Below are 12,645 nucleotides of genomic sequence, written 5' to 3'. Positions count from 1 at the left end.
GCCTGGCGGCCGTGGGAGGTACCCCCATCCCGGCTGTGACATTTGCGGCTCCGCCGCGTGGGGGGGGGGCAAGCCCCAGACCCCCGTACGCGCTTCGCGCGTGTCCTCAAACGCCGGACGGGCTGAAATTCAGCCCCGCCGGCGTTTGAGGCGCGGGGTCTGGGGCGGACCCCAGTCGGGAAGGGGCGGGTAGGGGAACAAGCCCGCCGCAGGCGCACCTCGCACCGCCCGCCTACTCCGGCCGCTCGGTCTCGAAGTCGTACGCCTCCACCTCAGCGATCAGCCGCGCCCGCCGCGGCTCGTCGTCATCCAGAAACGCCGCCGCGAACGAGTTCCGCGCCAGCTCCCGCAGCCGCTCCTCGTCCAGCCCCAGCGCCTCCCGCACCGCATGAAACGTGTCCCCGACATAGCCGCCGAAGTACGCCGGGTCGTCCGAGTTCACCGTGCACAGCAGGCCCGCGGTCATCATCCGGGCCAGTGGGTGGTCCTCCAGGGTGTCGACCGCCCGCAGGCGGACGTTCGACAACGGGCAGAGCGTCAGCGGGACCCGCTCCCGTACCAGTCGCTCGACGAGCCGCGGGTCCTCCATGCAGCGCAGCCCGTGGTCGATGCGCTCCACGCCGAGGACGTCCAGGGCCTCGGCGATGTACGCCGGCGGGCCCTCCTCGCCCGCGTGGGCGACCCGGCGCAGGCCCAGCGCCGCCGCGGCCTCGTACACCTCGCGGAACTTCGACGGCGGATGCCCGGCCTCCGCCGAGTCCAGGCCCACCGCAGTGATCCGGTGCAGATACGGCTTCGCGGCCGCGAGTGTCTCCATCGCCGACTCGGCGGACTCGTCCCGCAGGAAGCACATGATCAGCCGCGTCGAGATGCCGTGCCGCTCCTCGCTGCGGTCCAGCGCACGGCCCAGCCCTTCGACGACCGTGCCCAGCTCGACGCCGCGCGCCGTGTGCGCCTGCGGGTCGAAGAAGATCTCCGCATGACGTACGCCCTGCCCGGCGGCGCGCGCCAGATAAGCCTCGGCCAGTTCGGCGAAGTCGTCCTCGGTGTGCAGTACGGCCATCAGGCCGTAGTAGAGATCGAGGAAGGACTGAAGGTCCTGGAAGAGGTAGGCGCGACGCAGCTCTTCGGTGTCCTTGTACGGCAGCTCCACGCCGTTGCGCGCGGCCAGGGCGAAGGCGAGCTCGGGTTCGAGGGTGCCTTCGATGTGGAGGTGCAGTTCGGCCTTGGGGAGGGGCACGGCTCTCGTCTCGCTCACTGGTGACGTTTGGGCAGGGGGACGCGCAACAGGTCCTTGGCGATGGTCAGCTCGCCCTCGAACCCGGCCGCGCGTGCCTGCCGTTCGAATTCGTCCGGGTCGTGGTACCGCTGCGAGAAGTGCGTGAGCACCAGATGCCGCACCCCGGCGTCGCGCGCCACCCGGGCCGCCTGCCCGGCGGTCAAGTGGCCGTGGTCCGTGGCCAGTTGTTCGTCCTCGTCGAGGAAGGTGGACTCGATGACGAGCATGTCGCAGCCGTCCGCGAGCGCGTGCACGCCGTCGCAGAGCCGGGTGTCCATGACGAACGCGAACCGCTGTCCTCTGCGCACCTCGCTGACCTCGGCCAGCGTGACGCCGTTCACCTCGCCCTCGCGCTGGAGCCGCCCCACGTCGGGGCCCTTGATCCCGTGCGCGGCGAGCTTCTCCGGCAGCATCCGGCGGCCGTCCGGCTCGGTGATGCGGTAGCCGTACGACTCGACGGGGTGCGAGAGCTTGCGGGCTTCGAGGGTGTACGCACCGTTCTCGGCCAGCACCCCGTCGGCAGCGACCGGCGCCTGGACCAGCTCGACGGTCTCGCGATAGGCCGTCGCGTACCGCAGCCGGTCGAAGAAGCGCTGCCCGCTCTTCGGGTAGTGCGCGGAGACTTCGTGCGGGACCCGGTCGAGGTTGATGCGCTGGATCACCCCGGCGAGGCCGAGCGAGTGGTCGCCGTGGAAGTGCGTGACGCAGATCCGGTTGATGTCGTGGGCGGCCACCCCGGCCCGCAGCATCTGGCGCTGGGTGCCCTCGCCCGGGTCGAAGAGTATGCCTTCGCCGTCCCAGCGCAGGAGGTAGCCGTTGTGGTTGCGGTGCCGGGTCGGGACCTGGCTGGCGGTGCCGAGCACTACCAATTCACGTACGGACAAGGTGAGTCGGCTTTCGTTATCCCGGGGGCCATTCGAGGCCGCGGCCGCCCAGCAGGTGCGCGTGGGCGTGGAAGACGGTCTGGCCCGCGCCGGATCCGGTGTTGAAGACGATCCGGTACCCGGCGCCGTCGACCTTCTCCTCGGCGGCGACCTCGCCGGCCTCGCGCAGCACATCGGCGGCGAGCTCCGGCTCGGCTGCGGCGAGGGTCGCGGCGTCGCGGTAGTGCGCCTTGGGGATGACCAGGATGTGCGTCGGGGCCTGGGGGTTGATGTCACGGAAGGCGACGATCCGCTCGGTCTCCCGTACCACGGTCGCGGGCACCTCCCCCGCGACGATCTTGCAGAACAGGCAGTCAGCCTGCGGTTCTCCCGCCATGCCGGGGTCCTCCTCGCGTGCGTCCACTACGGCTTGCATCGTATCGAGTGGCCGGGTTCGCGGACGCCGTGGGCAAGGGGCGTTGACGGTTGCTGCCCGGTGGTGGGCTTCGCGGGCGAGCCGCGCGCTCCTGATGGTGGGCTTCGCGCGCGGGCCGCGGAGCACGCAGCCCGCGCCACGCGAACGCCGGGCGCGGTCCCCGCTCGGGGAACCGGCGCCCGGCGCGGCGGCGGAGTCCTACGGAAGCTCCGGCGGGGACTTCGCCGGGTTCTCCGTGAGCACCGCGAGCGCCATCCGTACCGCCTCGTCCAGTTGCGGGTCGCGCCCCGCCGCATGGTCCTGCGGGGTCATCACCACCTCCACGTCCGGGTCGACACCGTGGTTCTCCACGCCCCAGCCGTAGCCCTCCAGCCAGAAGGCGTACTTGGGCTGGGTGACCAGCGTCCCGTCCACCAGGGAGTACCGGCTGTCGATGCCGATGACTCCGCCCCAGGTCCGGGTGCCCACCACCGGGCCGATGCCGAGTGCCTTGATCGCCGCGTTGACGATGTCCCCGTCCGATCCCGAGAACTCGTTCGCCACCGCGACGACCGGGCCGCGCGGCGCGTCCTGCGGATAGCTGAACGCCTGCATCCCGCGCGGCAGGTCCCAGCCCACGATCCGCCGCGCCAGTTTCTCGACGACGAGCTGCGACGTATGCCCGCCGCGGTTCTCGCGCACATCCACGACCAGGCCCTCGCAGGCGACCTCGATCCGCAGATCGCGGTGGATCTGGGCCCAGCCCGGCGCCTGCATGTCGGGGACGTGCAGATAGCCGAGGCGGCCACCGGACTTCTCGTGGACGTAGGCACGCCGGTCCGCGACCCACGCGTGGTAACGCAGCGGTTCCTCGTCGGCGAGCGGTACGACGACGGCGTGGCGCGGATCGCCGCCGCCGGCCGGGGAGACGGTCAGTTCGACGGGCTTGCCCGCCGCGCCCACGAGCAGCGGTCCGGGCCCGGCGACGGGATCCACCGGTCTGCCGTCCACCGCGAGGATCGCGTCGCCCGCGCGCACAGCGACACCGGGCGCGGCGAGCGGCGAGTGGGCGTTCGGGTCGGACGTCTCGGAGGGCAGGATGCGGTCGATGCGCCAGGCGCCGTCCGCCGCGCGGGAGATGTCGGCGCCCAGCAGGCCCTGGCGGGTCGTCGCGCTTCCGTATCCGAAGCGCGGCGTGACGTAGGCGTGCGAGGTGCCGAGCTCGCCCTGCACCTCCCAGAGCAGATCGATCAGATCGTCGTGGGTGGCCACGCGCGACAGGACCGGGCGGTAGCGGTCCAGTACGCCGTCCCAGTCGACGCCGCCGAGGTCAGCGCGCCAGAAGTTGTCGCGCATGAGGCGCCCGGCTTCGTCGTACATCTGCCGCCACTCGGCGGCAGGGTCGACACTGCCGCGCACCCGCGAGAGATCGACGGTGATGTTGGTGTCGCTCTCCTCGTCCCGTGAGGCCCTGCGGTCGCTCGGAACCACCTTGAGCTTGCCCTCGGTGTACAGCAGCACCCGCTTGCCGTCGCCGCTGACGGAGAAGCTCGTCGCGTCCGACGAGAGCTCCTCGATGCGCTGCTGCGTCAGGTCGTACCGCTCCAGGGCGGTCCTGGGCCCCGGGTCGTCGGGGGTCGCGCGGGTCGCGCCGAGGACGCCGCGCAGCGGGTGGCGCAGCCACAGCAGCCCGTCCTTGGCGGCGGACAGCGTGGAGTAACTGGCGGCCTCGACCGGGAAGGGCACTATCCGGTCGGCGAGCCCTTCGAGGTCGATACGGGTCACCGGGACGCCGCTCTCCTCGGCGTCCTGCCTGCTGTGGTCCTTGTCCTTGTCCGTCTCGAACGCCCGCCCGTGGCGCTGCGGCCCGAACGGCGAGGGCGTGGTGGCCGCCAGCGTGATCAGATGCGGGCGGCAGCCGCCGACGAAGGCAAGGTCGAAGACATGGGTGTCGTAGACCGGGTCGAAGGCGCGCTCGGAGAGGAACGCGAGGTGCTTTCCGTCGAGCGTGAAGGCGGGCTGGTAGTCGCAGAAACGCAGCGGGGTCGCCTCGGAGACCGCCAGATCGGAGGTGTTGGCGAGTTTGAGCTGGCGCAGCGGGTCAGGGCCCGCGTGCGACCAGGCGAGCCAGCCGGAGTCGGGCGAGAAGGCGAGACCGGTGGCTTCGCCGTGCTCGCTGCGGTCGACCTCGCGGATCTCGCCCGAGTCGCGTTCGACGAGCAGGACGCGGCCGTCGTGCGAGGCGACGGCGGCGCGGCTGCCGTCGGGAGCGACGGCCAGGCTCAGTACGCGGCCGAGCCGTCCGGCGCCGAGCCTGCGGGGTGTCGCACCGGGCGCCGGTCCGGTGGCCGGGGCGAATTCGAGTGCGTCGTCGCCCTCGGCGTCGGTGACCCAGACGACCTGCTCCTCGCCCTCCACGCGGAAGGTGCGGGGCAGCCTGGCCCGAACCCCCGGCTCCGCGGCGAGCGCACGCGCGGGCCCCTCCCGGTGGGTGACCCAGTGGACGCCGCCGCGGATCTCCACGGCGCTGCCGCGGCCCGTGTGGTCGGGGGTCGCTGTGCCGAGGAATCGGTCGGCCTTGACGGGGCGGGGGCGCAGATCGGTGCGCTGGCCGCCGAGACGGATGTCGAGACGGCGGGGCTCGGCGCCGTCCAGGCCGTCGATGAGCCACAGTTCACCGGCGGAGGCGTAGACGACGCGGGTGCCGTCGGTGGCGGCGTGGCGGGCGTAGAAGCCGTCGACGGGGGTGTGCCGCCGCAGGTCGGAGCCGTCAGCCGCCGACGAGTAGACGGCGCCGACGCCTTCGTGGTCGGAGAGGAAGGCGATCCGGTCCCCCACCCACAGCGGGTACTCGATGTTCCCTTCGAGCTCCTCGTGGAGGCGTACGAACTCCCCCTCGCCGTCCCGGTCGATCCACAACTTGCCTGCCGTGCCGCCCCGGTAGCGCTTCCAGGCGGCGGCCTCCCGCCCCATCGTGGCGGAGAGGAGCACGGTGTGCGGCCCGTGCGCCACATCGCCCACGGGCCCGTACGGCAGCACGGCCGCGGGCCCGCCGTCGAGCGGCACGGCACGCGCCCAGGTGCGGCGCAGCGTGGCCTGGCCGTGCGTGCTGATCGCGAGGACCTCGCCGTCCGGGGTCCAGCCGCGGACGGACGTCTTGGCGCTGCCCCAGTACGTCAGCCGGTCGGCGGGCCCGCCGTCGATGGGCGCCAGATGGACCTCGGGGGCGCCTGCCCGCTGCGAGGACCACGCTATGTGCGTACCGTCGGGCGAGATCCTCGGATGGTTCACCGGAACGTTGTCGGCGCTCACGCGCCACGCGCGGCCGCCGTCGAGCGGGGCGACCCAGACGTCGTCCTCTGCGGTGAAGGCGATCAACTCGCCGTGGACATGCGGATACCGGAGGTAGGCAGGGTGCGTCACACAGTCACCCTAGGCAGGTGCCCGCCGCGGGGTCACGGCTTTCGGATCACTTGCCCGGCGGGTCACTTGCCCGGCGGGTCTGCGGTCACGGTCACCGTCACGGTGACGGTGGGACGCGACGGCCCGCCCGGTGTCCTGGTGGCCGGGGTGCTGCTGGGCGCGGCGTTGCAGTTGCCGAGCACACTGGCCTCGAAGACGACCTTGCCGTCCACCTTGCCGACGAGATCACCGCGTACACACTTGCCTGAACGCTCGTCCGTCACCTTGCCCTTGAGCGTGATCTTCTGCCCCGACTCGGTCTCGCCCTGACAGTCGACGGTGGCCACGCTCGGCCTGGACGGCGATGCGGAGGCGGTAGCACCCGCCTTGCCGCCGTCGACGTTCGCCGTGCAGCTGAGCCAGCGCACATGAAACCCGATGCGCTCCAGGGTGCTGGTCCCGGTCCGGTCGGTAGTGACCGCGACGGCAACGGAATTGAGCCCACCGGCGACCGGCTCACAGGCGGCCACGCCGGCAACTGCGGCCCCGGAAGCACAGATTGCGGCGAGGATGCGGCGGTGGAGTACTCGTCTCAAGGCCCCCATGAGGGGAGCCTCCCACTGCGCTGGGGAGTGCGGTAGACCGCTTGCCGCCATCATCGCTCGCGCGGGCGGGCGTTCCCGAACGGGGGCCTCCGCCCCCGGGCCCCGGGCCTAGGTCCTGTCCGGTCGATCAGGCCGGATCAGGGAGCGGGGTCTGGCACGCGAGCCCGGCAAGATCGGCCGGACAGGACCTAGGACCAGCGGCCCGTGCGGGTCAGGAGGAGCGCCGTTGCCGCCGTGCCCGCCGTCGAGGTGCGCAGCACACTCCGGCCCAGCCGGTACGGCTTCGCCCCCGCCTCCGCGAACACCGCCAACTCCTCCGGGGACACGCCCCCTTCGGGCCCCACCACCAGCACGATCGACCCCTCCGCGGGGAGTTCCGCGGTGGCCAGCGGCTCCGCGCCCTCCTCGTGGAGCACCGCCGCGAAATCCGCTTCGGCCAGAAGTGACGCAACCTGCTTGGTCGTTGCCGCGTCCGCGACCTCCGGGAAGCGCAGCCGGCGCGACTGTTTGCCCGCCTCGCGCGCCGTCGCCCGCCACTTCGCCAGCGACTTGGCGGCCCGCTCGCCCTTCCACTGCGTGATGCAGCGCGCGGCAGCCCACGGCACGACCGCGTCCACACCGGTCTCCGTCATGGTCTCGACGGCGAGTTCACCACGGTCGCCCTTCGGCAGCGCCTGGACGACGGTGATATGGGGCGTCGGCTCCGGTTCCGCCGGAAACTCCCGCGGTTCGACGATCAGCCGGTCCTTGCCCTCGGTCCGTACGACGACCCCCGCCGCACCGCGGCCTCGGCCGTCCGTCAGCACGATCTCCTCGCCGGGCTGCAGCCTGCGCACGGAGACGGCGTGCCGCCCCTCCGGACCGTCCAGGGTGACGGTCGCCCCGGGTCCGACGCCCTCCAGCGAGTCGACGACGAATACCGGCGCGGTCATCGCGAACCACCCAGCGCCAGAGCCGCCCGCGCGGAGTCGGTCTCGGCGACGAGGACCTCGACCAGCCGACCCGCAGGCAGGTCACGCGCCAGCCGGTGGCCCTGTCCTGCCCAGAGCGCCATGCCCTGCGGGTCGCCCGCCTTCGCCGCGGCCTTGCGCAGGCCGCTCGTCAGATGGTGCACCTGGGGGTAGGCGGCGGGGGCGTACGGGCCGTGCTCGCGCATGAAGCGGTTGACGAGGCCGCGGGCGGGCCGCCCGGAGAAGGCGCGGGTGAGTTCGGTGCGTACGAACAAAGGATTCGTCATGGCCTGCTTGTGCAGCGCATTCGCGCCGGACTCGGGGCAGACCAGGAACGCGGTCCCGAGCTGCCCCGCAACCGCCCCGGCCGCGAGCGCGCCCGCGATCTGGCCGCCGCGCATCAGGCCACCCGCGGCGATGACCGGAAGCTGCACGGTCTCGCGGACCAGCGCGATGAGCGACAGCAGCCCGATCCCGGCGCCGTCGGTCTCGGGGTCGTCGCGGTGGGTGCCCTGGTGGCCGCCGGCCTCGACGCCCTGCACACACACGGCGTCGGCCCCTGCCCACTGCGCGGCCTGCGCCTCTTCCGGCGTGGTGACGGTGACGACGGTGAAGGTCCCGGCCTTGGCGAAGGAGTCGAGCACATCGCGGGTCGGGCAGCCGAAGGTGAACGAGACGACGGGTACGGGGTCGTCGAGGAGGATGGCCAGTTTTGCCTCGTAGCCGTCGTCGCGCCCGGAGTCGGGGTCGCCGAGGGGCGTCTCGTACCAGGCGGCCTCACCGGCGAGCTGATGCCGGTAGACCTCGACGGCACCGTGGTCGGCGGTGCTGGGCTGCGGCATGAAGAGATTGACGCCGAAGGGCTGCGTGGTGAGCCCGCGGACCTGTTTGACCTCCTGGTACATGCCGTCCGCGGTCTTGTATCCGGCAGCCAGGAATCCGAGCCCACCGGCTTCGGACACGGCGGCGGCGAGCTGGGGGCAGGAGGCGCCGCCCGCCATGGGGGCCTGCACGATCGGATGACGGCAAAGATCGGTCAGTGCGGAGGACATGCAGGCATGGTGCCATGCCGCCCGCGCCGCACCGAATCGGCCGTTCCGCAACCGTCGCGGGTGCGGTAGGTGTCCTCAATCGCCGGACGGGCTGCGTTTCCGGCCCGTCCGGCGGCTGAGGCGCGGGGGGTCCCGGCGCAGAGCCCAGACCTACCTGCCGTTGAACGCGTCCTTCAGGCGGGAGAACAGCCCCTGCTGCCCCGGCTGGAACTGCCCCGTCGGCCGCTCCTCGCCCCGCAGCTTCGCCAGGTCCCGCAGCAGCCTCTCCTGCTCCGTGTCCATCTTCGTCGGGGTCATCACCTCGACGTGCACGATCAGGTCGCCACGGCCGCCGCCCCGCAGGTGCGTGATGCCGCGCCCGTGCAGCGGGATCGACTGGCCCGACTGCGTGCCCGGGCGGATGTCTACGTCCTCCACGCCGTCCAGCGTCTCCAGCGGGCACTTCGTGCCCAGCGCCGCCGCCGTCATGGGGATGGTCACCGTGCAGTGCAGATCGTCGCCCCGGCGCTGGAAGACCGGGTGCGGCAGTTCGTGGATCTCGACGTACAGGTCACCGGCGGGACCGCCGCCCGGGCCGACCTCGCCCTCGCCCGCGAGCTGGATGCGCGTGCCGTTGTCGACACCGGCGGGGATCTTGACCGTCAGCGTCCGGCGGGACCGGACACGGCCGTCGCCGGCGCATTCGGGGCACGGCGTCGGCACAACGGTGCCGAAACCCTGGCACTGCGGGCACGGCCGCGACGTCATGACCTGGCCCAGGAAGGACCGCGTCACCTGCGAGACCTCGCCGCGGCCGCGGCACATGTCGCAGGTCTGCGCCGAGGTACCCGGCGCCGCGCCCTCGCCCGAGCACGTCGTACAGACGACCGCCGTGTCGACCTGGATGTCCTTCGTCGTACCGAAGGCCGCCTCGTTGAGCTCGATCTCCAGGCGGATCATCGCGTCCTGGCCCCGCCGCGTACGCGACCTGGGCCCCCGCTGCGAAGCCGTCCCGAAGAACGCGTCCATGATGTCCGAGAAGTTCCCGAAGCCACCGGCTCCGAAGCCGCCCGCGCCACCGCCGCCCGCCTGCGAGAGCGGGTCCCCGCCGAGGTCGTAGACCTGCTTCTTCTGCGGGTCCGAGAGCACCTCGTACGCGGCGTTGATCTCCTTGAAGCGCTCCTGCGTCTTCGGGTCCGGATTCACATCCGGGTGGAGTTCACGGGCAAGCCGGCGGAAGGCCTTCTTGATCTCGTCCTGGGACGCGTCGCGGCGTACGCCGAGTACGGCGTAGTAGTCCGTGGCCACTTACGACTCCGCCAGGATCTGTCCGACGTAACGTGCCACTGCGCGTACCGCTCCCATCGTTCCGGGGTAGTCCATGCGGGTCGGTCCGACCACGCCGAGTTTGGCAACTGCCTCGTCGCCCGAACCGTAGCCGACCGCGACGACGGACGTGGAGTTGAGGCCCTCGTGGGCGTTCTCATGACCGATCTTCACGGTCATGCCCATGCCGCCCGCCTCCTTGGCCTCGCCGAGCAGCTTGAGGAGCACCACATGCTCCTCGAGCGCTTCGAGCACCGGCCGGATGGTCAGCGGGAAGTCGTGTCCGAAGCGCGTCAGATTGGCGGTGCCGCCGATCATCAGCCGCTCCTCGGTCTCCTCGACCAGGGTTTCGAGCAGGGTCGAGAGCACTGTGGAGACAGTCCCTCGGTCCTCCGCCTCGAAGGAATCGGGAAGGTCCTGCACCAGCTGCGGCACATCCGCGAAACGGCGCCCGACGACCCGGCTGTTGAGCCGGGCCCGCAGATCCGCGAGCGAGGTGTCCGCGAAGGGCGCGGGGCAGTCGATCATGCGCTGCTCGACACGTCCGGTGTCCGTGATCAGCACCAGCATGAGCCGGGCGGGCGCGAGGGAGAGGAGCTCCACATGCCGGACGGTGGACCGGGTCAGCGAGGGGTACTGCACCACCGCGACCTGCCGGGTCAGCTGCGCCAGCAGCCGTACCGTACGGCCCACGACGTCGTCGAGGTCGACGGCTCCGTCCAGGAAGTTCTGGATGGCACGGCGCTCGGGCGACGACAGCGGCTTGACGCCGGCCAGCTTGTCGACGAAGAGCCGGTAGCCCTTGTCCGTGGGGATGCGTCCCGCACTCGTATGAGGCTGGGCGATGAACCCTTCCTCCTCCAGCACGGCCATGTCATTGCGGACGGTGGCCGGGGAGACGCCGAGCTTGTGGCGCTCGGTGAGCGCCTTGGAGCCGACGGGCTCCTCGGTGCCGACATAGTCCTGGACGATGGCGCGCAGCACCTCGAGTCTGCGTTCGCTGAGCATCGCGCACACCTCCAGCTGTGATTCGTCGGTGACTGCTTGGCACTCGTTGCGTGCGAGTGCCAGCATTTCCCCGTGCCAGTGTACGGCCGTGGGGTACATCCCTAGCAAGGGCGGCCGACGATCGTGCGGTGGGGTATCCCCAGCGTAGCGAGGGGACAGTGCTGGTCGATTGCGGATAGCGTCGCGGTATGGACGTCAGTTGGGAAGACTTCGGCTGGGAGCGGCTGGCTGACGGGGTGGGGCGCCGGCGGCTTCCTGTCTGGGACGCGACCACCGGTTTGGTCGCCGGTGAGGACGGTGTCCTCCTGTACGACACGGGCTCGACGCTCCGCGAGGGAGCCGAGCTGCGCGCCCAGGCGCAGGCGCTGCTCGGCGGCCGCCGGGTGACGCATATCGCACTGAGCCATCCCCACTTCGACCATGTGCTGGGGACGGCGGCGTTCTCAGGCGCGGAGGTGTACGGCGCGGTCGGCATCGCCGAGTTGATGAAACGCGAGCGGGACGAGATCCGCGACTCGGCGATACACCACGGGGTCGGCGAGGCCGATGCGGCGGAGGCGGCCGACGTGCTGGTGGCGCCGCACCATCTGGTGTGCGGGGAGTGGACGCTGGACCTGGGCGGCCGCCAGGTGCTCCTGGCGAACGTCGGCCCCGGACACTCGGGCCACGATCTGGCCGTCCTGGTACCCGGCAGCCCGGAGGTCGTGTTCTGCGGCGACCTGGTCGAGGAGTCCGGCGAACCACAGGCGGGCCCGGACGCGATCCCGTCCCGCTGGCCCGCGGCGCTGGACCGGCTGCTGTCCCTCGGCGGCGAGGACGCGCTGTACGTACCGGGGCACGGCGCGGTGGTCGACGCGGCCTTCGTACGCGCCCAACGCGACGTGCTGGCGGCGCGCTTCGGGGTGTCGTAGCGTCTGCCGAATGCGCAGCTACAGCCCGGATCTGACCCCGCCCTGGAAGAAGTCGCAGCCCGCGCCCGAGGTGCCGGCCGAGCCCGATCTGGTCGTGGAGGAGGTCGGCACGGGCTTCTGCGGTGCGGTGATCCGCTGTGAGAAGACGTCGGAGGGGCCGACGGTCACCCTGGAGGACCGCTTCGGCAAACACCGGGTGTTCCCGATGGTCCCGCGGGGCTTCCTGCTGGAGGGCCGCGTCGTCACGCTCGTCCGCCCAGCCGCCGCCGCTCCGGCGCGCCCGACCCGTACCGCATCGGGCTCGGTCGCGGTCCCGGGGGCGCGCGCCAGGGTGGCGCGGGCGGGGCGCATCTACGTCGAGGGCCGCCACGACGCGGAGCTGGTGGAGCGGGTGTGGGGCGACGACCTGCGGATCGAGGGCGTGGTCGTCGAATACCTGGAGGGCATCGACGACCTTCCGTCGATCGTCCGCGACTTCGCCCCCGGACCGGACGCCCGCCTGGGTGTGCTGGTGGACCACCTGGTCCCGGGCTCGAAGGAGTCCCGCATCGCGGCGGAGGTCACGGGCGAGGACGTCCTGGTGGTGGGCCACCCGTACATCGACGTGTGGGAGGCGGTGAAGCCGTCCTCGGTGGGCATCCGCGCATGGCCGTCGGTCCCGCGGGGCCAGGACTGGAAGACGAGCGTCTGCCGGGCGCTGGGCTGGCCGGAGAACACGGGGGCGGCGTGGCAGCGGATCCTGTCGGGGGTGCGGTCGTACAAGGACCTGGAGCCGGAGCTGCTGGGGCGGGTGGAGGAACTGATCGACTTCGTGACGGTGCCGGGGAAAATTTGAGCCCCGCCGGCGTTTGAGGC

Annotated in this window: 11 protein-coding genes; 2 read left to right on the top strand and 9 right to left on the bottom strand. The window is 71.8% G+C overall.

Annotation, left to right across the window (positions count from 1 at the left end; all coding sequences use genetic code 11):
- Window positions 1–232: 232 nt before the first annotated feature.
- From ABZS64_RS19355 to hrcA, 9 genes are all read right to left on the bottom strand, one after another.
- Window positions 233–1,240 carry an adenosine deaminase gene (locus ABZS64_RS19355; protein ID WP_355830696.1) on the bottom strand — a complete coding sequence of 336 codons (1,008 nt, stop codon included), beginning with the start codon at window positions 1,238–1,240 and terminating at the stop codon, window positions 233–235.
- 14 nt (window positions 1,241–1,254) lie between these two features.
- Entirely contained in the window at window positions 1,255–2,163 is a 909-nt protein-coding gene (locus ABZS64_RS19350; protein ID WP_355830674.1) for a ribonuclease Z, read from the bottom strand.
- A gap of 16 nt (window positions 2,164–2,179) precedes the next feature.
- Entirely contained in the window at window positions 2,180–2,539 is a 360-nt protein-coding gene (locus ABZS64_RS19345; RefSeq protein WP_355830672.1) for a histidine triad nucleotide-binding protein, read from the bottom strand.
- Window positions 2,540–2,776: 237 nt separating this feature from the next.
- Window positions 2,777–5,980: a PDZ domain-containing protein gene (locus ABZS64_RS19340; protein WP_355830669.1), complete on the bottom strand. Its 3,204-nt coding sequence runs from the start codon at window positions 5,978–5,980 to the stop codon at window positions 2,777–2,779.
- A gap of 62 nt (window positions 5,981–6,042) precedes the next feature.
- Window positions 6,043–6,564: a hypothetical protein gene (locus ABZS64_RS19335; RefSeq protein ID WP_355830666.1), complete on the bottom strand. Its 522-nt coding sequence runs from the start codon at window positions 6,562–6,564 to the stop codon at window positions 6,043–6,045.
- A 188-nt stretch (window positions 6,565–6,752) separates the two neighbouring features.
- Window positions 6,753–7,496 (bottom strand): 16S rRNA (uracil(1498)-N(3))-methyltransferase, encoded by a 744-nt coding sequence (locus ABZS64_RS19330; RefSeq protein ID WP_355830663.1) that lies wholly within the window; start codon window positions 7,494–7,496, stop codon window positions 6,753–6,755.
- Window positions 7,493–8,566, bottom strand: coding sequence for a nitronate monooxygenase (locus ABZS64_RS19325; protein WP_355830660.1), 1,074 nt, complete (start codon window positions 8,564–8,566; stop codon window positions 7,493–7,495). The genes ABZS64_RS19330 and ABZS64_RS19325 overlap by 4 nt, the downstream gene beginning before the upstream one ends.
- A 150-nt stretch (window positions 8,567–8,716) precedes the next feature.
- Entirely contained in the window at window positions 8,717–9,853 is a 1,137-nt protein-coding gene (gene dnaJ / locus ABZS64_RS19320) for a molecular chaperone DnaJ (protein WP_355830658.1), read from the bottom strand.
- Window positions 9,854–10,879, bottom strand: coding sequence for a heat-inducible transcriptional repressor HrcA (gene hrcA / locus ABZS64_RS19315; RefSeq protein WP_355830694.1), 1,026 nt, complete (start codon window positions 10,877–10,879; stop codon window positions 9,854–9,856).
- Between the two features lie 188 nt (window positions 10,880–11,067).
- On the opposite strand from hrcA, the gene ABZS64_RS19310 reads away from it, so the two are divergent.
- A complete protein-coding gene (locus ABZS64_RS19310) occupies window positions 11,068–11,790 on the top strand; it encodes an MBL fold metallo-hydrolase (RefSeq protein ID WP_355830656.1) in 723 nt (240 codons plus the stop codon).
- A gap of 10 nt (window positions 11,791–11,800) precedes the next feature.
- A complete protein-coding gene (locus tag ABZS64_RS19305) occupies window positions 11,801–12,625 on the top strand; it encodes a DUF3097 domain-containing protein (RefSeq protein ID WP_355830653.1) in 825 nt (274 codons plus the stop codon).
- Window positions 12,626–12,645: the final 20 nt, after the last annotated feature.

It is taken from the genome of Streptomyces sp. NPDC005408 (assembly GCF_040606445.1).
GTDB lineage: Bacteria > Actinomycetota > Actinomycetes > Streptomycetales > Streptomycetaceae > Streptomyces.
Note: the sequence above shows the minus strand (reverse complement) of the source record. Positions and strands in the feature narration are given on the sequence as shown.